The following is a 24,470-nucleotide window of genomic DNA, read 5'->3' on the forward strand; positions in this document are numbered from 1 at the left end:
AGGATAATTAGGCAATTGCGCAATGCCGCTTTAATTGCAGGGCTTAAAAATATTGGCTATATTTGAAAGTATAAATTTGTAATTGTTTTTTATGAAACCCTGGGTTAAAACCGGACTGTTTTTTGCCATTTGGATGTTTGTTTTTATGACATTCATTGCTCCGTATATTTTTGTGCTGATTGGAATGCAGGATGAAAATGAGCCTAAATTTCCATTAGCTAAAATTGTTATTAATGCTGTTGTATTTACCATTGCCGGATTATATATTGGTTACAGAAGCAGCATGAAAAAAAAGAACCCTAAGAAACAAATAAATTCATAATGAAAAGCTGGGTAAAATTTGGCCTTTTTTGGGGTGTATTCATGGCACTATTTATTAATGTAGTCTTTCCTTTATTTGATGGTACAGAAATTATACCCATGAAATTATTAGTCAGCATACCGGTATGGCTGGTATTCGGATTAATTTTTGGCTATGTATCGCGTAAAAAAGACCCTAAAAATAAAGTTAGAGACAGCAATGAGTAAATTAGAGACAGCAATGAGTAAACCTGTACGCTTAATTATTATAAAATATTTATTCTGTTATATAATTGTAGTTTTTATAATGCCTTTTGTAGATAATGATACTTCATTTGCCTCTGATTGGAAAAAAGCATTTTTTATGTTTATAATCTGGGCAATTATATGTTTAATAGAGATTTATTTTGAAAATAGAAAACAGAGAAAGGTCAATAAATAAGACCAATATTAATATGAAAAAATATATTAGAGCATCTGCCATATGGTATTTTATATGTTTTTTATTTACAACATTTATTTCTCCGTTATTAGGATGGAGTGACAATGGGATTGGCTGGTCGCAAATAGTCATAAATTTTATTCTGTGGTCTGCAGTATTTGCAATTGTTATTTACTTAGAAAAAAAACGTATGAAAAAACTGAATAGAAAACATGAAAAAATGGGTTAAACAAAGTTTTGTTCAGGCTTTTTGGGTGCTGATGGTATTGGGAGTAGTATTCCCATTGATAGATGACACTTTTTCGGTAACAAAACTGATAATAGCCATACCTGTTTTCATAGTTTTCGGCTTGCTTTTGGACTATTTTATGTACGGAAGAGATACAACTAAAAAAATTACAGAATCATGAAAAAATGGGTACGATCAGGATTAGTTTGGGGAGGCATACTTTACTTTATAACTATGGTTCTTTTTCCCCTTTTTGACCATGAAAGATTTACATTAACCAAAATACTTCTTGGCATTCCGCTATGGATTGTGGTTGGCCTTATTATAGGCTACCTGATAGTAAGGAAGAAAAAGAAAACCTAAGATTACAAAACTATAACAACACCTTACTTAAAATTATTCTTTAGCAAACCTTCTCTTTTCATAATTTCAAGAGCTTTAATAGTTTCTTCTGCTCCGCCTGTAAGTGAACCTGGCATCATAATAATTCTCTTCTTTATCTTCCCATTTTCATTAAAGAAAATGCTGAAGTAAGAACGGCGTAACCACGGGATAGCTTTTGTAAATTGTACCTTTTCTATATCTTTTCTTTCTATTACAGGAGCAGAAGAATTATTTATACTTGTAATTACTACATATAACAGAAACAGTCCAAAGCCTCCGAATAGTACCGTAAAAAAATTATCATTATTCCTATAACTTATATACCCCTGATAAATAAGGCAAAGTGATAACAAACCATACATTGTAAGCCTTTTCATGACACTTCCTGAGGTTGGTACCTGAAAAACAGTGTGAGGATTACTATTTGCACTTAACAAAATTTTGTCCGGCATCACATGACAATAACCCGTTTTAGTTCTGAACGTTGTATTATTTTCCATAAGACGCCAATGTCTTTTTAAAATTCTCTATTGCATTATAGTCTTCCATACCTAAAATGGCTATAAGATGCATAAAATCCAGTTTCCCTGACAAATGATATTGTATTAACTGTTCTCTTATATCACGTATTTGGTAACGATGATCTAACTGGAAATAATAAATATTCTTTTCTCCATTCTTACTATATATCCCGATGCTATTATTTACACCTTTTGAGATTTTACCATTTACTGTATCTATCTTTCCTACATAATCATCAAAACAGGAAAATTTTATACCACTAAGGGCATCTATACTGAATATTTTATCATTTACAATAATACGATTGTCAAGAAAAGTGATCTCACCATTTAAGTGACTTTCTTCTTTTTTTCGAAAGAAAGTAAACCGGACATCTTTTGTATAAATTTTAAAAGGGTTCATTTATATTTAGTTACCCATTTTAAAATCTTCAATTGCCTGAGCTGCTTTTTCCTTATCTCTATCGTCTATAAAAACTTCTACGGCCTGGCCTAAAGAGCCAAACCCTGCCATATTTGAAGATTGTATATTATTCTTTACAATTACAGCTACACCAACTCCTTCAATCCTTGCTTTAAGCGACTGTGCTAAAATTTCACTTCCCGAAAATACTTTTACTAACGCCATAATGGTTTCGTTTTATTAATTATTATCTGTTTCTTCCTCTTCGTTAAATTCCTCATCTTCTTCATCAAATTCAAAGAAAACAGGTTCTACCATTATCTTATCGGCAAGTATCTCTACCCTGTCTGTAATAACATCGGTAAAAAACAGGCGTTGGGTTTTGGCAATACTGTCTGACATTCTCACGATCTTAGTTTCCATCCTTACTTTTAGCTGATCTTCAATATCATCTACAATAAACATCTTAAGGCGGTTTACGTCAAACCCTGCCGAAGAAAACATATCGTTAAGTTTAACAGCAGTTCCAATAAGTACATCTATACCGAGAGATATTTGGTTTTTATCATAATCTATATCACCCTGCTCGTATACACCATATACGCGAAGATTATTATAATTACCATACTTTCTGAAAAGCTCCATCATTTCAACTACCTTGGTTTTATCCTTCACAATAATCAATGCACGTGGAGATTCTTCAAAAGCTTTCTCAAGGCGCTGTATTACATTAATTACAATTGTGGTAGTTTTACCCAAATCTGAATCGGCCAAAAAAACGCAGTCTGCGCCGCTTTTAATGGTACTCCAGCTTTCTTTCTGCAGTTCGGTAGGCTCATTTATGCCTGCTTCTTCTAAAGCAAGTGCAAGCTTTTCATTTATTTTTTTTAAAAACATATTCTTTATTGATATTACTCAGAAGTCAGCGTGAAATTCTGTATTCAGACTCTACTACTCTCCTGATAAAAGAGATCACAAAAGTAACAAAAAGAAAAAGAAAAACCCCGGTAAGTACCCGGGGGCAGTTTCCTGAATATCTATATTGTAATTTTATATTATTTGCTTGCAAAAAGCTTTACATCACTTTCGCTGATTTCACTGCCTCCTAATATTATAAGGCGTTCAACTACATTGCGCAGTTCTCTTATATTACCCGTCCAATCATATTCCTGCAGCAGTTTTACAGCATCTGCAGAAAACTTTTTGGATGCAGTTCCCTGTTCTTCGGCTATCTTTTCGGCAAAATGGTTTATAAGCAACGGAATATCATCTCTTCTCTCATTAAGCGCAGGTACTTTTACAAGTATAACCGCAAGACGATGGTATAGATCCTCTCGGAAATTACCATCGGCAATTTCTTTTTTAAGGTCTTTATTAGTAGCTGCAATCACACGCACATCTACTTTGATATCTTTTTCTGCACCTACCCTTTGTATCATGTTTTCCTGAAGGGCGCGTAATACCTTTGCCTGAGCAGGCAGACTCATATCTCCTATTTCATCAAGAAATATTGTTCCTTTATCGGCTGCCTCAAACTTACCTGCACGATCTTTAACCGCACTTGTAAAAGCACCTTTAACATGACCAAACAATTCGCTTTCAATAAGCTCAGAAGGGATGGCAGCACAGTTAACTTCTATAAAAGGGGCAGCAGCCCGTTCACTCTTTTCATGCAGCCAGTGTGCCACAAGCTCTTTACCCGTTCCGTTAGGTCCGGTAATAAGTACTCGTGCATCGGTAGGAGCTACTTTTTCAATAATTTCTTTTATATGGTCTATAGGTCCGCTGTTGCCTATCATTTCATAATTCTTGCTTACTTTCTTTTTAAGCATCTTGTTTTCTACAACAAGAACCTTACGGTCAAGAGCATTACGTACAGTATTAAGAAGGCGGTTTAAATCCGGTGGTTTAGAAATATAATCAAAAGCACCAAGGCGCATTGTATTTATAGCTGTTTCAAGATCACCATGACCGGATATCATTACAAAAGGAATTTCGGGCTTGATTTTCTTTACAGCTTCAAGTACCTCAACACCATCCATTTTCGGCATCTTTATATCGCAAAGCACCAAATCATAGTCTTCATTTTTTATTTTTTCAAGGCCCTGCAGCCCGTCTTCGGCTTCTTCAACTTTATAAGCATCATTTTCTTCAGATAATATTTTACCCAATACCCTGCGAATAGCGGCTTCGTCTTCTATTATTAATATCTTAGACATATTTTGTATCGATTTTTTTTGACTGTTGCTACAACCTGTTATCTATAAATATATTGCTTTATACTTAAATACACATAGCTATTAACAAATAACTAACTGTGAACTTATAGCTGCAAACTAATATTTAAGCCACTTGAATATTTCTTTATAAGTTGGTTTTTTGCCATACATAAGTATACCTATGCGGTATATTTTTGATGCAAACCAAACTACAAGGAAAAAAGTAGTAAACAATATTGCAACAGAAAGAATAAGTTGCCATAACGGCACGCCAAACGGAAGGCGCATCATCATTACTATTGGCGATGTAAGCGGTATAAGTGAGAAAACAGTTGCAACAGTACCGTGAGGATCGTTAATTACTGTAAAGAAACCTACGTATACCCCAAGCATTAAAGGAAGGATAATAGGCAGCAGAAATTGTTGTGAATCTGTTTCACTATCTACAGCAGCACCTATAGAAGCATATATTGAGCTGTAAAGAAAAAATCCGCCAATAAAAAATACCAGAAATGAAATAAGCATTGTTGCCCACGGAAGCGTTAATAATTCAGGTATATAACGCTGCCATTCGCTTACAGAATTTTGGCCGGCTTCAATCATTTCGGGAGTAATTACACCACTATCCATTTTAAGACCGAGAGCGCTGCTCGCTATAAAAATAAGTGCCGATCCTAATACGGCCCATATTAAGAACTGCAATATACCTGCCATTGAAGTTCCTATAATTTTACCCATCATAAGTTTAAAAGGCTTAACCGAAGAAATAATAATCTCTATAATACGATTTGTCTTTTCTTCTATAACACTTCGCATAACCATATTACCATAAATAATTATGAACATCATGATAAGGTAACCGAAAGCAAAGCCTATAGCTATTTTAATAGCATTAAACCATTTAAGGCTTTCTTCTCCCGAAAATTTACTCAAATGAATATCGGCTTTAGTTTTAGCTTTCTCTATCTGTTCAAAATTAATATCGGCTTTTTCAAGGTTGTATTTAAACAATTTATCATTTACCACATCTTCCATGCCTTCTATAAAATCCATTGAAGGGCTTTCGTTAGATATGTATTCTACTTTATTCACAAGCTCTGCCGGGTTTGATACAGAAGGCACATAAATAAGGCCCTCATAGCTTTCAGCCGCTTTTTCTTTAGCAACAGCTAAAGACATTTGTGAAAGATTTACATATTCTATTTTTTTAGAATCTTTAAAATCGGGTTCAAGTAATCCTGACTGGTCATGAATAGCCACTTTAATAACATCATCATCATTAACACTTGCCAGATAGCCTACAAGCACAGCCATAGCCGTAAACAGCAATGGGCTAAGAAATGTCATTACGATAAACGACTTATTACGCACTTTTGCGTTAAATTCCCGTTTTATAATTAAGGATAGGCTCATTATCTTTTGCTTACAGTTTGAATGAATATATCGTTTACACTTGGTATTTTCTCAACAAAATAAGTTACATCACCCCTTTGAACAAGGTCATTTAATAACTCTCGTGAAGTTACACCTTGAGGGAGAGTAATCTGGAGCTTTAATTCGTCATCAAGCGTTTTAAAATTTGCCGGAGCTACCTCATACTTCTGACTTAATTCGCCACTTAACTGATGATTATTACCTGTTACTACACCTACTTCAAAAGTATTGGTACGATATTCTCTTTTAACCTCATTAAGCTCCCCTTCAATAAGCTTGTTTGACTGATGTATAAGTGCAATATGATCACACATTTCCTCAACACTTTCCATTCTGTGGGTAGAAAATATGATGGTAGTGCCTTTATCCCGAAGTGCCAGTATCTCATCTTTTATAAGATTTGCATTTACCGGATCGAAACCGCTAAAAGGCTCATCAAAAATCAGCAGCTTGGGTTGGTGAAGTACAGTAACAACAAACTGTATTTTTTGAGCCATTCCTTTAGACAGCTCCTGTATTTTTTTATTCCACCAGCCTTTTATTTCCAGTCTGTCAAACCAGTAATCCAGCTGCTCTTTCGCTTCTTTTTTAGAAAGTCCTTTAAGTTGTGCAAGATATAGGGCCTGCTCGCCTACCTTCATGCTTTTATAAAGCCCCCTTTCTTCAGGCATATAACCAATATTTGCTATATGTGCGGGGTTAAGCTTTTCACCATCAAGTAAAACTTCCCCACTATCCGGCATTGTTATTTGGTTTATGATTCGTATCAGGGAGGTTTTCCCCGCTCCGTTAGGGCCTAAAAGCCCATAAATACTGCCACGCGGCACTTTTAACGAAACGCTGTTAAGAGCTGTATAATTGCCATATTGCTTAACAACATTCTTTACTTCAAGAATTGGTTCCATTCAAAATTTTGATTGAGAATGTAAAAGTAAAGAATAAGATGTAGATAATATAGATTATAAAGCATTTTAAGTATTTTTAAAAGAAATCAAATGCTTATAAAGCAAAAACCCACCCTTATTTGCATAAGGATGGGAAAAATTGCTATGAAAAAGAAAAATTCACTATTTGAATAGTGAAATCCAAATATATAAAATTATCTTAAATTATGAAAACATATCCTTAACTTTTTCAAAAAAAGATTTATCCGACTTTTCAGGGTGCGGAATAAAGTTTTCATCTGTAAGTGATTTCTCAAAAAAATGTCGTTGCTCTTTATTCAAAGTCTTTGGAGTCCAAACATTTACATGCACAAGCAAGTCTCCGTTACCGTATGAGTTTATACTAGGGATACCCTTACCTTTCAGCCTTAATATTTTGCCCGATTGTATTCCTTCTTCAAGTTTTATCCTCACTTTACCGCTTACAGTCTCAATATCCCTTGATGTACCAAGAGCAGCTTCGGCAAAACTAATATATAAATCAAGATGAAGATTTTCTCCTTCACGTTTAAGTGTTTCATGTTCAACCTCTTCAATCGCAACAATAAGATCGCCCGGTATGCTATTATTACCCGGAGCATCATTACCTTTTCCGGTAACTTTAAGCTGCATACCATCTACAACTCCTGCAGGTATTTTTATTGATACAGTTTCATCTTCCATTACCATACCCTGTGCATCGGCATGATTAGGTTTTGATTCTATGATCTGACCTGTACCTCCGCAAGTATGGCATGTAGCGGCAGTTTGCATTCTTCCCAAAATAGTATTGGTCACTTTCATTACCTGACCGGCACCATTACAGGTAGGGCAGGTTTTAAAAGTAACACCTTTAGCCTGTATCTTTCTTTTAACTTTTACTTTTTTCTCTACACCGTTGGCTATTTCTTCAAGTGTAAGCTTAACCTTAATTCTAAGGTTGCTTCCTTTCATTCTGCGCTGACCTCCGCCACTGCCGAAGCCGCCAAAGCCTCCGCCAAATGCACCACCAAAAATATCCCCAAACTGGCTGAAAATATCATCCATATTCATGCCGCCTCCGCTAAAGCCTCCTGTTCCATCAAATGCAGCAGAACCATATTGGTCATAACGTGCCCTTTTATCAGGGTCGCTAAGTATTTCATATGCTTCAGCAGCAGCTTTAAAGTTTTCTTCAGCTTCTTTATTTCCCGGATTTTTATCAGGGTGATATTCTATGGCCTTCTTTCGGTATGCTTTTTTTATCTGTTCGGCACTGGCATTTTTATCTATACCTAGTACTTCGTAAAAATCTTTCTTCATTTTGCGGGTTTTTACCGTATTGCTTACAGCTTTATATTAATTACCAATAACAACTTTAGGGAAACGAATAATTTTATCTCCCAGTTTATAACCTTTTTCTACAACGTCTACAATTTTCCCTTTTAGCTCTTCTGTAGGCGCAGGAATTTGAGTTATAGCTTCAGCAAAATCTGCATCAAAAGTATCGCCCGCTTTAAGATCAACCTGCTCCAGTCCTTTAGACACTAGTGTATCTTTAAGCTTATTATGAATAAGCTCTACTCCTTTCAGCAGCACTTCATCTTCAGATTTTGAAATTTGGGTCATTGCCCTGTCAAAATCATCCAGTACAGGTAATAAAGCCTGCAATACCTCCTGATTTGCTGTTTTAAAAAGTTCAAGCCTTTCTTTAGAAGTTCTTTTCTTATAATTTTCAAATTCAGCAAAGAGACGTAAAAACTTATCTTTTTCTTTAGCCAGTTCTTCGCCCAGCCTTTCTTCAACAGATAATTCTTCAGCAGATTCTACACCATCAGTCTGTGCAGTTGCTTCATTTTCATTTACTAATTCGTTCTGCGTTAAATCTTTTTCTACGTTTTCAGAATTCTCCTGGCTCATATTCTTAAATAATTTCTTAAACATTATTTTGTTTTGGTTCGCTTTAGCGAAATGCAAAAGTATTGCCAAAACCTGTAAAATGTCAAATTGTCATTGCTAATTTTATTATTTTTATTTCCTGGCTCTACATTTTAATTCCCATAACCATGAAAACATTACACTTTTTGTTAGTTATTGCTATCGCAGCTACAGGCATTTCCTGCAAACGTGAAAGTAAAGCTGCACCGGCTAAAATTACAGAGGCCGAAACTCCTAAGCCTATTACACCTGCTGCCAAAAAATATATTGTAGACACCATAGCTTCATCAATTAGCTGGACAGGCTCTAAGCCCACGGGAAAACACATGGGAACAATTAGCCTTAGCAAAGGAGAAATTTTCGCAAAAAATGATACTGTAGAAACCGGTACTTTTACTATTAATATGAAAAGCATTACCGTTACAGACCCAAAAGAAGGTAAAGACAAAATAAATCTGGAAAATCACCTGAAAGGTCTGGGCGATAAAGCAAACGAAGACCATTTTTTTAATATCAACAAATATCCCGCAGGAACGTTTGAAATTACCGGTATTATAAAGCAAAATAATAAAACAATGGTTGAAGGTAACCTGACACTTAAAGGAATAACAAAAAATATCGCTTTTCCGGCTTTTATAAGCGTTAACGATACTTTAGCTGTAATAAACAGTGAAACCTTTAAAATAAACAGGGTATTATGGAATATAAATTACAACTCTAAAAGTGCCCTTGAAAATTTAGGAGACCATTATATACATGATGATATAGAGCTAAAAGTAAGCGTAACTGCAAAAAGAAATAATAAGTAGAACCTATTAAAGAATTTAAGTAAGTTCAGCTTTAAGTGCTTTTTCTAAGGAAAGGTATTTAAACTGATAGCCCTGGCTTATAATTTTTTTGGCACTGACATTCTGGCTGTCAAATAAAATTGTATGCATTTCACCTAATGCTATTTCCATAGCAAATTTTGGTACGTTAGGCATAAAATAGGGCTTATCTAATACTTTAGCTATTTGTTTTACTAATTCAGTATTTGTAACCGGATATGGAGCCACAGCATTATATATTCCTTCAAGCTCATGATTTAAAATATAGGCATAAATACCTGCAAGATCATCCAGATGTATCCACGACTGCATTTGATCCCCAGAACCAAAGGCCGCCGCAAAACCGTATTTAGCCGGAGCAGAGATTTCTTTTAACACGCCGCTTTTTCCTGATAGTACCAAGCCTGTACGTACTTTAGAAACCTTAATTTTAAGTTCTTGTATTTTATCTGCTTCCTCTTCCCATTTCTGTACAACCCTGCTCAGGAAAGAATTATCAAATTCAGTTTCCTCTTCAGAATATATTTTGCTTAAGCTATCCGGATATATACCAATAGCTGATGCAGAAATAAAATGGTGAACATTATTAGCTTTAGATTTTAAGAGCTGATGCAGAACAGCTATAGAAAGAACCCTGCTTTCTATAATCTCTTTTTTATATGCTTCTGTCCAGCGTTTAGCAATAGGAGCACCCGCCAGATTTATAATAACATCAACATCATCCAGACAATTTTCGTCAATATCGCCGGCTTCAGGATTCCAGTAAAAACCTTTATAGTTGGGCTCGTTTTGAAGTTTATTTTTAGAGGTAGTCAGGTAATGAATAAAATAACCATTTTTTAAGAGTAACGATACGAGTTCTGTACCTACAAGACCTGTTGCTCCCGTAATTAAAATTTTCATACCTTTTTGTTTATTGCTCAAATTTAAAAATCACAATGTAATAAATGAAAGGTTTAACTAATATTTATGGTTACTTAACTTTTATACTCCATTCAAATTCCATGTGTGACACCTGATCTCCGGCTTCATCCTTACCTATAGAATTCATCCAAAAGGTCTGCCCTTCACCGGTAGCAATAGCACGGTTAATAGCTTCCTCAATCTGGTGCCCGTCATTACATATAAAGGTTATTCTTCCTTTAGCTTTTTTACTAAAATTGCCTTTATTATTAGCCACCAGCATAGATATCTTTCTTCCGCTTTTTTTTATATGAAGCATTACTAAAGCCCCTGTGGTAAGTTCTGCTGCCATAGCCTGTACTGCAAAATACATAGAATTAAAAGGGTTTTGGTTGAACCATCTATACTTTACTTTGGCAGTACACGAAGTATCTGACAGATGTTTAACTCTGACTCCACACCAAAATGCTGAAGGCAATTTGAAAAACAGGAAAGTATTAAGTGCTGAAGGCGTAAATTCCATTGTGTATTGATTTTCAGCTAAAATACTGATAAATAACGGAAGAATAAAATGTTAAAAATATGTTAAACATTAGTACTTTGTATTGCATAATACCTTTCAATCAACATATATTTGCATAGAATATTAATAGACATAAACCTATACTATGGAAACTATAGCAAATAAAAATACAGCTACCCTGTTGCAGTTAAGTGCATTAACACAATATTTTTTCCCGCTAGGCAACTTTATATTTCCTGCTTTAATATGGAGCCTTAAAAAAAATGATTCAGAATTTATAGATTATAATGGCAAACAGGCTATAAATTTTCAGTTAAGTTTATTTCTTTATTCGTTCCTGCTTATTGTTATTGCGGCTCCAATTTTTATTTATACCCTGTTTAGCGGAATGAGTGTAAATGTTTCTACTAACGAAGACTGGATAGTTGAACATTTATCAATGGGTAAAATAACAGGATTAGTACTTATTGCAATTATCGCCTGCTGTTTAGTTATAGGTTTAAAAATAGCTGAGCTTTTTTTAATACTCTATGCATCGGTAAAAAGCAATAACGGGGAGCGTTATGATTTTCCTTTAACCATAAAATTTATTAAGTAATGAAAAATATAATTTTAGCAGTATTTCTAATTCTTGTATTAGTATCCTGCAATTCAAACGACAGCCACATAAAATATAGTTACTCTTTTACCAAAGAAGGTGATATTAAAAGAGAAATGATCACTAAAAATGCTACAAACGATATTGAAATTAAAATGGAAGGCACAGCCTCTTTTACTGCTGATGGTACAAATTTTAAAGGACTGACTAAAGGAGGATTCATAGAATACAGAAATAAAGAAACCGAATTAAAAGTAAGTTACAAGAATAATGGTTTAGCAATTACAATAGAACAAAATGGAAGAAAAATTTCTAACACCAGTGATACCGGAAAAGAAATTATAGCCGAAGCCATTAGGGATATAAAAAAGGTACAGGAAAAATATAAATAAACGGAGTTCAATCAATCAATCAATCAATCAATCTCTGCTCTTAATCACAGCAGTAATCAAATCAATCAGAGTTTAATCATCAATTAAAAACGAACAGTCATGAAACAATTATTAATTACCATGCTTTTGGCAGTAACAGGCTTTAGCACACAGGCACAAAAAAGTGAAACACGAAAAAGTGAAGACTTTACAGCACTTGAAGTACAAAATGGAATAGAAGTTATTTTTTCACAAAGTACATCAACAGGGTTAAAGGTAGAAACAGATGATAACCTTGAAAATATTGTTACAGAATATAAAAGAGGTGTGCTAAAAGTTTATATGAAAGAAAACAATAAAAAAATAATTCAGGGACATGCCAAAGTATATGTATCTGCAAAAAACGTAACAGATTTTAAAGTTAGTACAGGTTCTTATATTAAAATACAGGGAAAACTGGTTTTAAATGAGCTTACGGTAAAACTAAATACAGGAGCATCATTTGCCGGAGAAGCGCAATGCTTAAATAAATGCAAAATTAAGGCTGAATCGGGCTCTATGTTTAGAGGCATTATTAAAACTACAGAATTTGAAGCTATTGTAACAGGTGGTGCCAGTATAAAAGTTACCGGAAATACTGACTCTTCAATTGTTTTTTGTAATAGCGGATCTTTACTGGCAGGAAAATTTATAAGTAACAATGCCAATGTAAAAACCATTAATGCATCAACAGCTTTTATAAACACGAATAAGTCTATAACTGCTAATACAGATAACTCATCATCAATAACTTATTTTGGTGAACCTGCAGATGTGAATTTAGGTGAAAATACGTATTCTATAAAAAGAGATAATCTTAAATTAGCCTTAAATAACTAGGCCTTAGGATAAAATGCGGCAGATGCCAAAAAAGAAAGTGAACCAAAAAATATGAAAAATAATGAATATTGAGAACACCAAGGCCCAGATGCGCAAGGGCGTTTTGGAATTCTGCATACTGTGTGTATTAAAAGAAAAAGATGCATACACCTCAGAAATTCTGGATACGCTAAAAAACGCTAAGCTGCTTGTAGTAGAGGGTACGGTTTATCCGCTGCTTACAAGATTAAAAAATGATGGACTGCTCAGCTACCGTTGGGAAGAATCTACATCGGGTCCGCCCCGTAAATATTACGGACTTACCGATGAAGGCAGAGAATTTTTAAAAGAACTAAACATTACCTGGACGGAGCTATCCGATGCAGTAAACATAATAACCAGTCAAAAAGCATAGTCATGAACAAAACAGTTAGTATTAATTTAGGAGGGTTCTATTTTCATATAGATGAAGATGCCTACCAAAAGCTAAATCGCTACTTTGATGCTATAAGGCGCTCACTTTCCCCAGACGGAAAAGACGAGATCATGAGCGATATAGAAAGCAGGATAGCCGAACTACTGTCTGAAAAGCTAAAAAGCGACAAGCAGGTTGTAGGAACTAAAGAAGTAGAAGAGATCATGGCTGTGATGGGCCAGCCAGAAGATTACAGAATAGATGAAGAAACTACAGGCGAAAAAACAACTTATAATGCACCGGATTATATATATACATCTAAAACCAAAAAGTTTTACAGAGATGGTGAAAAAGGTATGATAAGCGGCGTATGTGCAGGTTTAGCCCACTATTTTAGAATAGACCCTTTATGGATAAGAATAATATTTATCCTTTCATTATTCATTTCTTTTGGTTCAAGTATATTTATATACATACTGCTATGGATACTTATCCCAAAGGCAGTTACCACTACAGAAAAGCTGGAGATGACAGGAGAACCCATTAATATTTCTAATATTGAAAAAAAAGTAAAGCAGGAAATTGACCTTATTGCGGGAAAGTTGCAAAATGTAGATTATGACAAGCTGGGTGCCAATGCAAAATCTGGTGCAGAAAAACTTGGAAGTGGTATAGGTGCAGTATTTTCAGCTCTTTTTAAAGGCTTTGCTAAAGTTATAGGTGCGCTCATTTCTGTTTCATCTGCTATAATGCTTGGCGTAGTGGTTGTGTTTTTTATGTCGCTTTTGTTTACAGCATCGCTTAAAAACTCTATGTGGCATCCATGGATAGGAGGTTTTAATTATACAGAAACTCCTGTATGGTTAATGGGTACAGCAGCATTTTTTGCTATAGCCATTCCGCTTTTCATATTATTCCTGTTAGGACTTAAAATATTAGTAGACAACTTAAAACCTATAGGCAACATTACAAAGTTTACACTTTTGGCTATATGGCTGTTATCTGTAATATCACTAATATATTTCGGAATAAATCAGGCTACAGAAATAAATGAAGAAGGCAAAACAGTATCTAAAAGCGAAATTAACCTGCCGAAAGATGAATTGCTGCAAATTAAATTCAGATACAATGATTATTTCTCAAAATCTGTATATGGCAGGACTGATTTTAAATTCACTCAGGACTCATTAGGTAATGACGTTATTTATTCTAACAAAATAGCATTTAATATTCTAAAAACTGATGAAGATAAGCCTTATATTCAAATTGAAAGAATAGCAAACGGCAGGTCGTCTACCGAAGCAAGGATGAGAGCCGAAAAAATAAAATATGGATTTGAATTTGAGGGAAATACATTAACTTTAGACAATTATCTGGTTACAGATCTTGGCAACAAATTCCGTAATCAGGAAGTAGAAGTTTATTTATACTTACCCGAAGGGACAGAATTTAAATGTGATGACAGTGTGAAGGAATATGACAGTTCTGACAATTCTTTCTTCGACTTGTGGTGGGATGATGATAGTTATACTTACAGAATGGAAGCAAATAAGGTAAAATGCCTAAACTGCCCTATTGAAGAAGATGGAAATGAAGATGAGCTGCCTGAACCTCCAATGACTCCGGGACCTGGACATGTGAGGGTGAACGGCTCAGGCAATGGGGAGATTAATATTTCAGGAGAAGATGTTAACCTTCATGTAAATGTTGACAGCTTAAGTATTACAACTAAAAGAAGAAAATAACTAAATATATTAATCATGGTAAAAATTGTTGTTCAGCTAGCCAAAGTAGTAATTGCAGTAGTGGTTTCTGTACTTTGCTTTTCATGCGGATTTGATTTTAACGTTGTTAACGGTACCGGAAATGTTACTACACAGGATCGTACTACCTCGGAAACCTTTAATTCTGTATCTGCCGGAAGAGGCCTCGAAGTAATTATAGAACAGGGAAATGTAACATCTGTAAAAGTTGAAGCAGATGAGAATTTGCAGGAACATATAAAAACCACAGTAAAAGGCAATGAACTTACAATAACTGCCGATGTTAATATAGGCGATGCCGAATCTAAAAAAGTAACTGTTGTTTTACCTGAAATAAAAAAACTTGAAGCTGCAGGCGGATCTTCAGTAAACACTAAGGGTACAATAAAATCTGATAAACTTAAAATTGATGCCAGCAGCGGAAGCTTTATAGAAGCGAAAATTGATTCAGGACACGCAGATTGCGAAACTTCAAGTGGAAGCAGCATTACATTAATGGGCACTACAAATTACCTAAATGCCAAGGCATCGAGCGGAAGTAATATTGATGCAGCTAAACTCAATTCAAAAAAGGTAAAATCGGGGGCTTCAAGCGGAGCTCATATAACTGTTAATCCCTCACTTAATTTATCAGCTGATGCTTCAAGCGGCGGGCATGTATATTACATAAATACACCTGACAAACTGGAAAAAGACGAAAGTTCAGGAGGTTCAGTATCTCAAAAATAATATTTACTAAAGCCTCCGTCATTGGAGGCTTTTTAATTAAACGGGTTATGAAAAATTTATTTTTAGCAACTATATTGTTTATCAATACAATGAGCTTTGCTCAAAACGAAACCTATCCTCTATCAGAAAAGGCGTTGGAAAATAAAATACTGTCATTAGACAGTGAAGCTTTCATTTGTTTCAATACGTGTAATCTGGACAAGTTTAAAAATTACTTTACTGATGATCTTGAGTTTTACCATGACAAAGGAGGTTTTAGCAAAGGCATAGCTCCTTTCTTGGAAGCAACCCGTAAAAATATTTGCAACAATCCCGATGGGAAAATATTACGCAAGCCTGTAGCGGGAACTTTAAAAGTTTATCCACTGGAGGGATATGGTGCCATATTAACAGGCGATCATGACTTTTACATAGTAAACAACGGCATAGAGAAAAAGACAGGAACAGCAAAATTTACCCATGTATGGCTGCTTAAAGATGGCTATTGGAAAATGGCCCGTGTACTGAGTTACAACCATCATGCAGCAGAATAAAAAAACCAAGCCAATAGTTATAAAACATCAGCCCCGCTGGTGTTTTTTTATATATTTGCCTTAACCAATAATGACTACTACAAAATGAAAAAAATTCTTCTGCTACTATTTACCCTGCTTTTTACTGTTTTTACATTTGCACAAAAAAAGGAAAAGATAAAGGGCAGCAAAATTGTTACGGTTACCCAAAAAGAAATTGAAACTTTTGATAGTCTGGAAGTTGAAGATAACATTGAGATATTTTTAATTAAAGGAGCTGCAGCAAGTTTAGAAATTGAAGCTGATGATAATTTACACGATGTAATTGTAAGTGAAGTGAATGGCACAACATTGCGCCTTTATACCAATAAAAATGTTACCTCTTCCAAAAAATTCAGTGTACGTGTTACTTATACAGAAAATTTAAAAAGCATAACTGCTAAAAATGAAGTTATACTTAATTCACTTGCCGATCTTCAACTGGAAAATATAACTATAAAAAATCTGGATTATTCTAAATCCTATCTAAATGTAAAATCTGCCAACTTTACACTTATCATGAATGATAAAACAGAAACCCAGTTAAACTATCAGGGAGATACTATTACTGTTGAATTAAGTAAAAATGCAGAACTCAAAGCCCTTATAGCTGCGGGACAATCGGCTAAAATAGATTTATACCAAAAAACAACTGCCGAAATAGAAGGCGATGCTGCTCAGGCAACAGTACGGGTTGACAACAATGCTACATTTACAGGTAAAAAATTTACTGCAAAAAGCATGCAGCTTACCGCCGAGGGATACACTACCTGCAACGTTAATGCCGCAGAAACAATAACTATAGCGGCATCTGGCAAAGCTGAAATTGAGCTTTTTGGAAAACCAAAAATAGAAGTTACAAATTTTGCTGATAGTGCCATTATTTATAAAAAGGAAATGTAAACAATAACTTAGTAAATAAAATGGCTGCCAAATCTGGCAGCCATTTTTAGTTAAACTATATATTTATTATGACTGAATAAATGCCAGTATATCTTCATTTATAGTTTCTGCCTCAGTAGTCGGCATACCGTGAGGGAAGCCCGGATAAGAAATAAGCTTACTATTTTTTAAAAGCTTTGCTGCTTTAGGAGCCTGGTGATAAGGAACGATCTGATCATCTTCACCATGCATAACAAGAACAGGAATGTCTAAACTTTTAAGGTCTTCTGTAAAATCTGACTCAGAAAAAGCTTTTATGCCTTCATAATGTGCCAACACAGAACCCATCATCCCCTGGCGCCACCAGTTATGCCTTATTCCCTCAACGATTTCTTTTCCTTCGCGATTCCATCCGTAAAAAGGAATAGGAAAATCATAATAATAATCTGCCCTTTTAAACCCGGTTCCTTGTCTTATTTCATCAAAAATTGATAATGGTACACCTTCCGGATTATTTTCACTCTGAATCATAATAGGCGTTACTGCACTAATGATTACTACCTTTGCAACACGGTCATTTCCGTATTTAGCTGCATAGCGAATAGCTTCTCCCCCGCCTGTTGAGTGCCCAATATGGATTGCATCCTTTAAATTTAAAGCAGCAGTTAATTCTGCAATATCAGCTGCATAAGTTTCCATAGTATTCCCCTCAGAACTTTGTCCTGAACGGCCATGTCCTCTTCGGTCATGCGCAATAACCCTATAGCCTTTTTTTAGGAAAAACATCATTTGTGCATCCCAGTCATCACCAGACAAAGGCCATCCATGATGAAAAACAATAGGTTGTCCAGTTCCCCAGTCTTTGTAATAAATTTCGGTTCCGTCTTTTACTGTAAATTTGCTCATTTTTTTAAGTTTTAAAATTAATAATTTTAGAAAGATGGTTATCTTACTCTAAGGTAGTCAATTTTAAAACCACAACAACAAATCACTACAAATCAATAACTTAAACTTAAAACTAAGCATTTATACTTACGATATATCGTAGTTTTATATTTTATTGTCTCTTTTTTTTAGACAAAACCTAATACACTTTGACCTCAACAGCATTTTAAATACTTTAAAAGTTAATTAGGCCTATTAATCATAGTTTTATTGTAAATTGAGAGTTTAAAAAAATACAGTAGATACGTATTATATAATATATATTATTAGTTATATGAATTTGAACAAGCTTTTTAGGATTTATTATGCAAAAATAATAACGAGCATAGCCTTTATACCCGGTGTTATTGCTGTAGGCTACCTTTTACTTACATGGGGAATGCTTGAGATTGATTTTTCAGAATTCGGAAAGCACTTAAAATCAAATGCGGGATGGCTCAGTCTTAGAGATGCAAGTACAGCCAGAACAATTATTGCAACTATTGCAGCTGCTGTGCTTTCACTTACTGTATTTAGTTTTTCAATGGTGATGATAGTACTTAACCAGGCAGCATCTCAAATGAGTAATAGGGTGCTTACCAGCATGATACAAAACAGATTTCAGCAGGTGATACTTGGGGTATATATTGGTACAATTGTTTACGGGCTTTTTTTATTAAGCACAATACGTGATACTAATAAGGGAATATATGTTCCTTCCTTAAGTATATATGTACTCATTTTTTTTACAGTAATTGATATTTTTTTGTTTATTTATTTTTTGGATTATGTTACCAAAACTGTGAAGTATGAAACAGTTATAGATCGTATTGAGGGAAAAACACTGGATACTATCTCTAAAACCTTTAAACAAGAGAAAGTTGAATCTTTTTCTGCAGGCAATCTTCCATTTATTACTATAACAACACCTTCTTCAAATTATTTTCAGAGTTTGAACGAGGATAGCTTGCTTAAAATTGCTGTTGAGAACAATATCTATTTCAATTTTATGTACAAAAGAAATACTTATCTGGTAAAAGATATTTTCTTTCTTAAAGTTCATAATACCCATACCCTTGAACAGGATATTATAGATGAAATATACAGTCATATTGATTTTTATAAAGGCCAGCCTATAAACCGAAATGCCGATTACGGCTGCATGCAGCTTGCAGAAGTAGCCATTAAAGCCCTTAGCCCGGGTATAAATGACCCTGCAACTGCGGTAATGAGCTTAAATGCATTATCTACTATACTAGCCGAGCGTATGTATATTAATATACCTCAGACTATATGTGATAATAAAGGTGAAGTAAGAATTTACTGTCCGGCATCGGGGTTTGCCGATATTTTTGAAGAATGCCTTCTGCCCATATGGAACTATGGAAAAGAAGATAAATACATTAGAGATGCAATGATAATGACAGTTAAACAATTACAGGAAAGAGACACTCAAAAAAAATATACTGACTTATTTAATAATTTCATTTTTAAAATGGGAGCATAAAATAAAGCATAAAAGTATAGCTGCGTTTAGGCAGCTATACTTTTATAAGAATTATATATACTAATTTTTAGGAATTACCTAAAACTCAAGTGTACCCTATATATATGCAAGCGGTAGCATTCAGAAAAATAAAGTTTTTACTTTTTTTGACTTTCTATTATTTTACAATGTAATCAGAACAGTCATTTTTTGGTTTAAAAACACCTGCTCCCTGGCGATAAACTACTTCAGCACCTAAATGTCCCGCATACAATAAACCAGCAAGCCCTGTCATAAGTAATAAGCCATAGAAAACGGAAATAACTTTTGTTATTGACTTGCTGCCGAACCGTTCCTGCAAAAACAGGAGCACCAAGGCAACAGTATAAGCTATTATAGTAAAATAACTCCACCACTGATGCTGCTGAAGCATTTTGGGGTCACAAATTTTTCTTACTTCTATATTATAAGCTAGCTGTCCTGTGTAAATTGCGGCCCATCCGGTTACCACGCCGATGAGGAGGAGAGCCCCTGTAAAACGGCGCATAAACTTGCGCCATTCGGCATTAGATACTGTATATGAAAACAACCCTGCTACCGAAGCAAGCAGCAGGGTTGCCACTGGCAAATGGACTATAAGCGGATGCCATAGTTCAGTCTGCCACATAGAGGTTGTATTATTCATTAGTCCAGTATAGTTACAGCTAAGGGTTCCAGTTTATTACCCTTTTTCTCAACTTTAACCTCTACATTACCTCCCTCATGGAGCTGATCAAATTCTACAGCAGCACCATCTTTTGTAAGTGTGGTTTGATCTGTAAAATAAAGCTCGAGGAGCTTATCGTCGGGTGTACGCACATAAATTTCCTTTTCATCGGCATCAACCTCTTCGGCCTTACCCTGATAAGTTCCAGATGGTACGATGTCTGTGTCTTTGTTTTCTCCGCAGGATGTTAATAATGACAAACCTGCAAAGGCAAAAATTGCAATTGCTTTTTTCATGATATATAAATTAAATTAATAAACGAATGTGTTATTCCTTTGGAAAGGATAGTAAAATATAGTTAAGGCAATGGATTTAGTATCGAGGAGGCCTTAGTAGTAAGTTATGGTGGACAATAGAGCAAAGCTGCTTTGGCTGGCGTATACTTTTATGAGATATCATCTGCGTGATAAAATTAAAGGATCCTATTATATCACCAGGTAAAAAAATAAACTGAAAAGAATGAGAGTCAGTATGTTTAAATGGCAATTCATTATCTTTTTTCTGATCTTTATCATCTATATCATTACCTAAATAATGCATAGCCAAAAAATTATAAACATCAAGCGTATCATCGGCCTGTTTGTGTTCTGAGAAGTGTTGACAAAGCAAAGGCAACCTTAATACCTGCTGAAAACAGTAATTATTAAGGCTTACTAAAAAAATGAGTATATATATTTGTAAAATACGCATTTACCAAAAGTAAGCCCGTTTAAGAAAACAAACAAAAATGTTTTATAAAAAATAACATTTACATTCTAAATATAATCATGCCACTTTGTAAGTGTGAACAGGACTTTCAACCAAAAATGTCTCGTGTGTAATGGATTATCTTTTAAGTGAGATATGCGCTTTAAACTCCATTGTTACCATTGCGGCACCTTCAAATTGAGTGTAGGTAATATTATAATCGTGAATTAATATGTAATGTCGATATAGCCTGCCTATATACAGATGATAGCGCAAAACAGGTAGATTTACTTACCAGAGACAATTGTATAAGCACTACTTTAGCCTTTTAACTTTACGAAAGTTTATATGGATAATTCTCAATCTACAACTATTGTTAAAAATGCAGGGATTGTAATAATAACTAGCTTTATACCTTCTCTTTTTACACGGCTCGATTTAACTGTAGGTAAACAATTTAAAGACAATGAAAGCCGTGAAAAAGCTGCTTTATATTTGCAATACTTAGTTACCGGACAGCAAATTAATGATGACTATTTATTACCCTTGAATAAGGTTTTATGCGGCTTAGCTATGAATGAACCCATAAAAGAAAGCATTGAAGTAACCAGTACTGAAAAAGAACTGGTGGAAGGCCTATTAAAAGCTACGGTTAATTATTGGCCCTCAATTGGGCAGACTTCTGTTAACGGTTTTAGAGGCAACTGGCTTGTAAGGGATGGATTTATAATAGAAAATGAGGAACGCTGGGAACTAGTTGTAGAAAAAAGAGCGTATGATATGCTACTTAACCGTTCACCTTTTACATTTTCAATTGTTAAGTTTCCCTGGATGAACAAGCCCTTATATGTTAATTGGCAGTATTAATCGGAGATGTACTTATTATTCACAAAAATCCTGTTATAATCCGGCTTTCATTTCAGGCTTAAAAAAAAGCCCACAAATACTAAGTATTTGCGGGCCATAAAAGTCATAAAGACTTTTAAGTCGGGGTGGCAGGATTCGAACCTGCGACCTCCTGGTCCCAAACCAGGCGCGATGACCGGGCTACGCTACACCCCGAAATCAAACAGAACAACCCATTTGAGCGGTGCAAATATACTATTAAAATTGATATCTCAAAGTAATAAGATAATTTTATTTTTCAATAGCCAAAACTAATAACTTTGAGTAGTTATATTTTTAATTAAAACTTACATTTGCATACCAAATTAATGACCACAAGAAATTATGTCTGATACGATTGAAAAAATAAAATGCCTAATTATTGGCTCAGGGCCTGCGGGCTATACTGCAGCAATTTATGCTGCGAGAGCAGATATGAAACCTGTTGTTTATACCGGTATGGAACCTGGGGGACAACTTACAACAACTACAGAAGTTGATAATTTTCCCGGATACCCTGAAGGCATAGACGGCCCTACAATGATGGTGCAGCTGCAACAACAGGCAGAGCGCTTTGGTACTCAGGTTAGAATTGGTATGGCAACTGCTGTAGAATTTAGCAAAGAACCGGGAGGATGGCATAAAGTTATTATTGACGGAAATAAAGAAGTTCATGCACAAACAGTAATTATATCTACCGGGGCTACTGCAAAATATCTTGGGTTACCAAGTGAACAGCGCCTTAGAGGCGGAGGCGTTTCGGCATGTGCAGTATGTGACGGTTTCTTTTACCGAAATCAGGATGTAGCAATAGTAGGTGCAGGAGACACTGCTGCCGAGGAAGCTACTTACCTTGCTAACATTTGTAAAAGTGTTACCATGCTTGTACGAAAAGATTTTATGAGAGCTTCTAAAGCTATGCAGCACCGTGTAGAAAATACACCTAATCTTACAGTGCTTTACAATAGTGAAGTTGATGAAGTTATAGGTGACCAGGTAGTTGACGGGCTGAGGATTGTAAATAACAAAACCGGCGAAAAACATGAAATTGCCATTACCGGACTATTTATAGCCATTGGACATAAACCCAATACCGACATATTTAAAGGACAGCTTACCATGGACGAGACAGGCTATTTAATTACAGAAGGAAAATCTACAAAAACTAACATTCCGGGGGTTTTTGCTTCGGGAGATGTTCAGGATAAAGAATACCGTCAGGCAATTACGGCCGCAGGATCAGGATGTATGGCTGCCTTAGATGCTGAACGTTATTTAGCTACATTAGAAAGTCATTAATATTTTAAGACTTATTATATTTAAAACAGCATTACTGGTAATGCTGTTTTTTTATGTCCTGATTTACCCTCTTTATTGTCAGGTATACACCTCTGTTAAAAGCATAAGTTTAGATACATTTGTTATACAAACAACAACAAAATCTAATTTATTATGCAAAAACTAACACCATGCCTTTGGTTTAACGGAAGAGTTGAAGAGGCTCTTGATTTTTACACTTCAATATTTAAAAACTCAAAAATTAAGGAAGTTTCACATTACGGAGAAAATATGCCTATGCCGGCAGGTTCTGTAATGACAGCTACATTTGATATTGAAGGACAAAGTTTTATGATATTAAACGGAGGCCCTCATTTTACACACAGTGAAGCCATTTCTTTTGTTATAAACTGCAAAGATCAGGACGAAATTGATTATTACTGGAATAACCTCACGTCTAACGGCGGCAGGGAAAGTATGTGCGGATGGCTGGCAGATCCGTATGGAATTTCATGGCAGATTGTTCCCGAAGAAATTGGCGACCTAATTGCTGCTAATACCGATAAAGTTATGGCCGCTGTAATGCAAATGAAAAAGCTAGACCTTACTATACTTAGAGATGCAGCAAAAAGCAAATAAAAAAGATACTTAAAACAATCATTGTGAAATGGACAAACCTAAAGATATTGATACTTACATAGATTCGTTTCCATCTGAAATACAACAGTTACTACAACTGGTTCGGATAACTGTACATAAAGCTGCTATTAACGCTGAAGAAACAATTAGCTATGGCATGCCTGCTTTTAAGCTTAATGGCAATTTGGTATATTTTGCTGCTTTTAAAAACCATATAGGTTTTTATGCTTTACCTTCCGGCAATAAAGCTTTTCAGAAAGAACTATCTCAATATAAAACAGGTAAAGGCTCAATACAATTTCCTTACAGCAAACCCCTGCCTCTAGACCTTATAACAAAAATTGTAAAATTCAGAATAAAAGAGAATCAACAAAAAGCCGATTTAAAAAAGGTAAAAAAATAAAGCGTTTTCATGGCAAAAAAAAACCCTTCTCTTCCGGGGAGGAAAAGAAGGGGAAGCCATAAAACCACACCTTACTTTAATTAAATGGCTTATTTGATTTAAGGGGACGAATTTTTAATATTATCCCGTTATTTTAAAATCCGTTCTATAGGTATATACGAAGAGTTGTTTTTTTCGGATTTAAAAATTATATTTTTTTTAAAAAAAAAA

General features: G+C 34.9%; 32 protein-coding genes and 1 tRNA gene. 18 read left to right on the forward strand and 15 right to left on the reverse strand.

The window, feature by feature from the left end; all coding sequences use genetic code 11:
- Window positions 1-91: 91 nt before the first annotated feature.
- From NHE85_RS01585 to NHE85_RS01600, 4 genes are all read left to right on the forward strand, one after another.
- The gene (locus NHE85_RS01585; RefSeq protein WP_252809031.1) at window positions 92-322 is read left to right on the forward strand and encodes a hypothetical protein; all 231 of its coding nucleotides are present in this window, start codon (window positions 92-94) and stop codon (window positions 320-322) included.
- The gene (locus tag NHE85_RS01590; RefSeq protein WP_252809033.1) at window positions 322-528 is read left to right on the forward strand and encodes a hypothetical protein; all 207 of its coding nucleotides are present in this window, start codon (window positions 322-324) and stop codon (window positions 526-528) included. Before NHE85_RS01585 ends, NHE85_RS01590 begins: the two co-directional genes overlap by 1 nt.
- Before the next feature lie 426 nt (window positions 529-954).
- The gene (locus NHE85_RS01595) at window positions 955-1,152 is read left to right on the forward strand and encodes a hypothetical protein (protein WP_252809035.1); all 198 of its coding nucleotides are present in this window, start codon (window positions 955-957) and stop codon (window positions 1,150-1,152) included.
- A complete protein-coding gene (locus NHE85_RS01600) occupies window positions 1,149-1,334 on the forward strand; it encodes a hypothetical protein (protein WP_252809037.1) in 186 nt (61 codons plus the stop codon). Before NHE85_RS01595 ends, NHE85_RS01600 begins: the two co-directional genes overlap by 4 nt.
- A 23-nt stretch (window positions 1,335-1,357) precedes the next feature.
- Here NHE85_RS01600 and NHE85_RS01605 read toward each other — a convergent pair whose 3' ends face one another.
- The 9 genes from NHE85_RS01605 to NHE85_RS01645 form a co-directional block, all read right to left on the reverse strand.
- Complete coding sequence (locus NHE85_RS01605) at window positions 1,358-1,855, reverse strand: phosphoribosylaminoimidazolesuccinocarboxamide synthase (RefSeq protein ID WP_252809038.1); 498 nt, start codon at window positions 1,853-1,855, stop codon at window positions 1,358-1,360.
- Window positions 1,845-2,279, reverse strand: coding sequence for a hypothetical protein (locus tag NHE85_RS01610; protein WP_252809040.1), 435 nt, complete (start codon window positions 2,277-2,279; stop codon window positions 1,845-1,847). The genes NHE85_RS01605 and NHE85_RS01610 overlap by 11 nt, the downstream gene beginning before the upstream one ends.
- A gap of 6 nt (window positions 2,280-2,285) precedes the next feature.
- Window positions 2,286-2,504, reverse strand: a complete 219-nt coding sequence (locus NHE85_RS01615) for a putative signal transducing protein (RefSeq protein ID WP_252809041.1) — start codon at window positions 2,502-2,504, stop codon at window positions 2,286-2,288.
- A gap of 15 nt (window positions 2,505-2,519) precedes the next feature.
- Window positions 2,520-3,176, reverse strand: coding sequence for a DEAD/DEAH box helicase (locus NHE85_RS01620; RefSeq protein WP_252809043.1), 657 nt, complete (start codon window positions 3,174-3,176; stop codon window positions 2,520-2,522).
- A gap of 158 nt (window positions 3,177-3,334) precedes the next feature.
- Entirely contained in the window at window positions 3,335-4,498 is a 1,164-nt protein-coding gene (locus tag NHE85_RS01625) for a sigma-54 dependent transcriptional regulator (RefSeq protein WP_252809045.1), read from the reverse strand.
- A 117-nt stretch (window positions 4,499-4,615) separates the two neighbouring features.
- A complete protein-coding gene (locus NHE85_RS01630; RefSeq protein WP_252813266.1) occupies window positions 4,616-5,914 on the reverse strand; it encodes an ABC transporter permease in 1,299 nt (432 codons plus the stop codon).
- Window positions 5,911-6,837: an ABC transporter ATP-binding protein gene (locus tag NHE85_RS01635; protein ID WP_252809048.1), complete on the reverse strand. Its 927-nt coding sequence runs from the start codon at window positions 6,835-6,837 to the stop codon at window positions 5,911-5,913. Before NHE85_RS01635 ends, NHE85_RS01630 begins: the two co-directional genes overlap by 4 nt.
- Before the next feature lie 204 nt (window positions 6,838-7,041).
- The gene (dnaJ, locus tag NHE85_RS01640; RefSeq protein ID WP_252809050.1) at window positions 7,042-8,157 is read right to left on the reverse strand and encodes a molecular chaperone DnaJ; all 1,116 of its coding nucleotides are present in this window, start codon (window positions 8,155-8,157) and stop codon (window positions 7,042-7,044) included.
- A 36-nt stretch (window positions 8,158-8,193) separates the two neighbouring features.
- Entirely contained in the window at window positions 8,194-8,778 is a 585-nt protein-coding gene (locus NHE85_RS01645; RefSeq protein ID WP_252809051.1) for a nucleotide exchange factor GrpE, read from the reverse strand.
- Between the two features lie 122 nt (window positions 8,779-8,900).
- Between NHE85_RS01645 and NHE85_RS01650 the strand changes: the two genes are divergently transcribed.
- The gene (locus tag NHE85_RS01650; protein ID WP_252809053.1) at window positions 8,901-9,581 is read left to right on the forward strand and encodes a YceI family protein; all 681 of its coding nucleotides are present in this window, start codon (window positions 8,901-8,903) and stop codon (window positions 9,579-9,581) included.
- A gap of 15 nt (window positions 9,582-9,596) precedes the next feature.
- Here NHE85_RS01650 and NHE85_RS01655 read toward each other — a convergent pair whose 3' ends face one another.
- Together NHE85_RS01655 and NHE85_RS01660 are read right to left on the reverse strand one after the other, a co-directional pair.
- Window positions 9,597-10,502: a TIGR01777 family oxidoreductase gene (locus NHE85_RS01655; RefSeq protein ID WP_252809055.1), complete on the reverse strand. Its 906-nt coding sequence runs from the start codon at window positions 10,500-10,502 to the stop codon at window positions 9,597-9,599.
- A 70-nt stretch (window positions 10,503-10,572) separates the two neighbouring features.
- Window positions 10,573-11,025 (reverse strand): DUF4442 domain-containing protein, encoded by a 453-nt coding sequence (locus tag NHE85_RS01660; RefSeq protein WP_252809057.1) that lies wholly within the window; start codon window positions 11,023-11,025, stop codon window positions 10,573-10,575.
- 145 nt (window positions 11,026-11,170) lie between these two features.
- Between NHE85_RS01660 and NHE85_RS01665 the strand changes: the two genes are divergently transcribed.
- The 8 genes from NHE85_RS01665 to NHE85_RS01700 all read left to right on the forward strand — a co-directional run bounded on the left by NHE85_RS01665 (window position 11,171) and on the right by NHE85_RS01700 (window position 17,213).
- Window positions 11,171-11,623, forward strand: coding sequence for a DUF4870 domain-containing protein (locus tag NHE85_RS01665; protein ID WP_252809059.1), 453 nt, complete (start codon window positions 11,171-11,173; stop codon window positions 11,621-11,623).
- Entirely contained in the window at window positions 11,623-12,015 is a 393-nt protein-coding gene (locus NHE85_RS01670) for a hypothetical protein (RefSeq protein ID WP_252809061.1), read from the forward strand. Before NHE85_RS01665 ends, NHE85_RS01670 begins: the two co-directional genes overlap by 1 nt.
- A gap of 99 nt (window positions 12,016-12,114) precedes the next feature.
- Complete coding sequence (locus tag NHE85_RS01675; protein WP_252809063.1) at window positions 12,115-12,873, forward strand: GIN domain-containing protein; 759 nt, start codon at window positions 12,115-12,117, stop codon at window positions 12,871-12,873.
- Window positions 12,874-12,934: 61 nt separating this feature from the next.
- Window positions 12,935-13,267, forward strand: a complete 333-nt coding sequence (locus NHE85_RS01680) for a PadR family transcriptional regulator (RefSeq protein ID WP_114757867.1) — start codon at window positions 12,935-12,937, stop codon at window positions 13,265-13,267.
- A 2-nt stretch (window positions 13,268-13,269) separates the two neighbouring features.
- Window positions 13,270-15,012, forward strand: a complete 1,743-nt coding sequence (locus NHE85_RS01685) for a PspC domain-containing protein (RefSeq protein ID WP_252809065.1) — start codon at window positions 13,270-13,272, stop codon at window positions 15,010-15,012.
- Window positions 15,013-15,027: 15 nt separating this feature from the next.
- Window positions 15,028-15,759 carry a head GIN domain-containing protein gene (locus tag NHE85_RS01690; RefSeq protein ID WP_252809067.1) on the forward strand — a complete coding sequence of 244 codons (732 nt, stop codon included), beginning with the start codon at window positions 15,028-15,030 and terminating at the stop codon, window positions 15,757-15,759.
- A 47-nt stretch (window positions 15,760-15,806) separates the two neighbouring features.
- Complete coding sequence (locus tag NHE85_RS01695; RefSeq protein WP_252809069.1) at window positions 15,807-16,292, forward strand: nuclear transport factor 2 family protein; 486 nt, start codon at window positions 15,807-15,809, stop codon at window positions 16,290-16,292.
- An 84-nt stretch (window positions 16,293-16,376) separates the two neighbouring features.
- Entirely contained in the window at window positions 16,377-17,213 is an 837-nt protein-coding gene (locus tag NHE85_RS01700; RefSeq protein WP_252809071.1) for a GIN domain-containing protein, read from the forward strand.
- Window positions 17,214-17,279: 66 nt separating this feature from the next.
- Here NHE85_RS01700 and NHE85_RS01705 read toward each other — a convergent pair whose 3' ends face one another.
- Window positions 17,280-18,098: an alpha/beta fold hydrolase gene (locus tag NHE85_RS01705; RefSeq protein WP_252809073.1), complete on the reverse strand. Its 819-nt coding sequence runs from the start codon at window positions 18,096-18,098 to the stop codon at window positions 17,280-17,282.
- Window positions 18,099-18,411: 313 nt separating this feature from the next.
- Here NHE85_RS01705 and NHE85_RS01710 point away from each other — a divergent pair, with 313 nt between their 5' ends.
- Window positions 18,412-19,623: a DUF2254 domain-containing protein gene (locus tag NHE85_RS01710; protein ID WP_252809074.1), complete on the forward strand. Its 1,212-nt coding sequence runs from the start codon at window positions 18,412-18,414 to the stop codon at window positions 19,621-19,623.
- Window positions 19,624-19,780: 157 nt separating this feature from the next.
- On the opposite strand, the gene NHE85_RS01715 is transcribed toward NHE85_RS01710, so the two are convergent.
- Both NHE85_RS01715 and NHE85_RS01720 read right to left on the reverse strand, forming a co-directional pair.
- Window positions 19,781-20,287: a DUF2231 domain-containing protein gene (locus NHE85_RS01715; RefSeq protein WP_252809075.1), complete on the reverse strand. Its 507-nt coding sequence runs from the start codon at window positions 20,285-20,287 to the stop codon at window positions 19,781-19,783.
- Window positions 20,287-20,604 (reverse strand): hypothetical protein, encoded by a 318-nt coding sequence (locus tag NHE85_RS01720; RefSeq protein WP_252809076.1) that lies wholly within the window; start codon window positions 20,602-20,604, stop codon window positions 20,287-20,289. Before NHE85_RS01720 ends, NHE85_RS01715 begins: the two co-directional genes overlap by 1 nt.
- 799 nt (window positions 20,605-21,403) lie before the next feature.
- On the opposite strand from NHE85_RS01720, the gene NHE85_RS01725 reads away from it, so the two are divergent.
- Window positions 21,404-21,922 carry a contractile injection system tape measure protein gene (locus tag NHE85_RS01725; protein ID WP_252809077.1) on the forward strand — a complete coding sequence of 173 codons (519 nt, stop codon included), beginning with the start codon at window positions 21,404-21,406 and terminating at the stop codon, window positions 21,920-21,922.
- Between the two features lie 120 nt (window positions 21,923-22,042).
- Here the strand turns inward: NHE85_RS01725 and NHE85_RS01730 are convergent.
- Window positions 22,043-22,117: transfer RNA gene (locus tag NHE85_RS01730), tRNA-Pro, on the reverse strand.
- A 168-nt stretch (window positions 22,118-22,285) separates the two neighbouring features.
- Between NHE85_RS01730 and trxB the strand changes: the two genes are divergently transcribed.
- From trxB to NHE85_RS01745, 3 genes are all read left to right on the forward strand, one after another.
- On the forward strand, window positions 22,286-23,239 hold the full coding sequence (gene trxB, locus NHE85_RS01735) for a thioredoxin-disulfide reductase (protein ID WP_252809078.1): 954 nt from the start codon (window positions 22,286-22,288) through the stop codon (window positions 23,237-23,239).
- A 153-nt stretch (window positions 23,240-23,392) separates the two neighbouring features.
- Window positions 23,393-23,857 (forward strand): VOC family protein, encoded by a 465-nt coding sequence (locus NHE85_RS01740; protein ID WP_252809080.1) that lies wholly within the window; start codon window positions 23,393-23,395, stop codon window positions 23,855-23,857.
- 28 nt (window positions 23,858-23,885) lie between these two features.
- Complete coding sequence (locus tag NHE85_RS01745) at window positions 23,886-24,260, forward strand: iron chaperone (protein WP_252809081.1); 375 nt, start codon at window positions 23,886-23,888, stop codon at window positions 24,258-24,260.
- The last annotated feature ends 210 nt before the right edge of the window (window positions 24,261-24,470 follow it).

This window comes from Flavobacterium sp. NRK1, from assembly GCF_024054175.1.
GTDB lineage: Bacteria > Bacteroidota > Bacteroidia > Flavobacteriales > Flavobacteriaceae > Flavobacterium.

Coding starts and splice junctions, on each gene's coding strand:
- NHE85_RS01585 (WP_252809031.1), top strand. CDS start 92: ATGAAACCCTGGGTTAAAACCGGACTGTTTTTTGCCATTTGGATGTTT.
- NHE85_RS01590 (WP_252809033.1), top strand. CDS start 322: ATGAAAAGCTGGGTAAAATTTGGCCTTTTTTGGGGTGTATTCATGGCA.
- NHE85_RS01595 (WP_252809035.1), top strand. CDS start 955: ATGAAAAAATGGGTTAAACAAAGTTTTGTTCAGGCTTTTTGGGTGCTG.
- NHE85_RS01600 (WP_252809037.1), top strand. CDS start 1,149: ATGAAAAAATGGGTACGATCAGGATTAGTTTGGGGAGGCATACTTTAC.
- NHE85_RS01605 (WP_252809038.1), bottom strand. CDS start 1,855: ATGGAAAATAATACAACGTTCAGAACTAAAACGGGTTATTGTCATGTG.
- NHE85_RS01610 (WP_252809040.1), bottom strand. CDS start 2,279: ATGAACCCTTTTAAAATTTATACAAAAGATGTCCGGTTTACTTTCTTT.
- NHE85_RS01615 (WP_252809041.1), bottom strand. CDS start 2,504: ATGGCGTTAGTAAAAGTATTTTCGGGAAGTGAAATTTTAGCACAGTCG.
- NHE85_RS01620 (WP_252809043.1), bottom strand. CDS start 3,176: ATGTTTTTAAAAAAAATAAATGAAAAGCTTGCACTTGCTTTAGAAGAA.
- NHE85_RS01625 (WP_252809045.1), bottom strand. CDS start 4,498: ATGTCTAAGATATTAATAATAGAAGACGAAGCCGCTATTCGCAGGGTA.
- NHE85_RS01635 (WP_252809048.1), bottom strand. CDS start 6,837: ATGGAACCAATTCTTGAAGTAAAGAATGTTGTTAAGCAATATGGCAAT.
- dnaJ (WP_252809050.1), bottom strand. CDS start 8,157: ATGAAGAAAGATTTTTACGAAGTACTAGGTATAGATAAAAATGCCAGT.
- NHE85_RS01645 (WP_252809051.1), bottom strand. CDS start 8,778: ATGTTTAAGAAATTATTTAAGAATATGAGCCAGGAGAATTCTGAAAAC.
- NHE85_RS01650 (WP_252809053.1), top strand. CDS start 8,901: ATGAAAACATTACACTTTTTGTTAGTTATTGCTATCGCAGCTACAGGC.
- NHE85_RS01655 (WP_252809055.1), bottom strand. CDS start 10,502: ATGAAAATTTTAATTACGGGAGCAACAGGTCTTGTAGGTACAGAACTC.
- NHE85_RS01660 (WP_252809057.1), bottom strand. CDS start 11,025: ATGGAATTTACGCCTTCAGCACTTAATACTTTCCTGTTTTTCAAATTG.
- NHE85_RS01665 (WP_252809059.1), top strand. CDS start 11,171: ATGGAAACTATAGCAAATAAAAATACAGCTACCCTGTTGCAGTTAAGT.
- NHE85_RS01670 (WP_252809061.1), top strand. CDS start 11,623: ATGAAAAATATAATTTTAGCAGTATTTCTAATTCTTGTATTAGTATCC.
- NHE85_RS01675 (WP_252809063.1), top strand. CDS start 12,115: ATGAAACAATTATTAATTACCATGCTTTTGGCAGTAACAGGCTTTAGC.
- NHE85_RS01680 (WP_114757867.1), top strand. CDS start 12,935: ATGAATATTGAGAACACCAAGGCCCAGATGCGCAAGGGCGTTTTGGAA.
- NHE85_RS01685 (WP_252809065.1), top strand. CDS start 13,270: ATGAACAAAACAGTTAGTATTAATTTAGGAGGGTTCTATTTTCATATA.
- NHE85_RS01690 (WP_252809067.1), top strand. CDS start 15,028: ATGGTAAAAATTGTTGTTCAGCTAGCCAAAGTAGTAATTGCAGTAGTG.
- NHE85_RS01695 (WP_252809069.1), top strand. CDS start 15,807: ATGAAAAATTTATTTTTAGCAACTATATTGTTTATCAATACAATGAGC.
- NHE85_RS01700 (WP_252809071.1), top strand. CDS start 16,377: ATGAAAAAAATTCTTCTGCTACTATTTACCCTGCTTTTTACTGTTTTT.
- NHE85_RS01705 (WP_252809073.1), bottom strand. CDS start 18,098: ATGAGCAAATTTACAGTAAAAGACGGAACCGAAATTTATTACAAAGAC.
- NHE85_RS01710 (WP_252809074.1), top strand. CDS start 18,412: ATGAATTTGAACAAGCTTTTTAGGATTTATTATGCAAAAATAATAACG.
- NHE85_RS01715 (WP_252809075.1), bottom strand. CDS start 20,287: ATGAATAATACAACCTCTATGTGGCAGACTGAACTATGGCATCCGCTT.
- NHE85_RS01720 (WP_252809076.1), bottom strand. CDS start 20,604: ATGAAAAAAGCAATTGCAATTTTTGCCTTTGCAGGTTTGTCATTATTA.
- NHE85_RS01725 (WP_252809077.1), top strand. CDS start 21,404: ATGGATAATTCTCAATCTACAACTATTGTTAAAAATGCAGGGATTGTA.
- trxB (WP_252809078.1), top strand. CDS start 22,286: ATGTCTGATACGATTGAAAAAATAAAATGCCTAATTATTGGCTCAGGG.
- NHE85_RS01740 (WP_252809080.1), top strand. CDS start 23,393: ATGCAAAAACTAACACCATGCCTTTGGTTTAACGGAAGAGTTGAAGAG.
- NHE85_RS01745 (WP_252809081.1), top strand. CDS start 23,886: ATGGACAAACCTAAAGATATTGATACTTACATAGATTCGTTTCCATCT.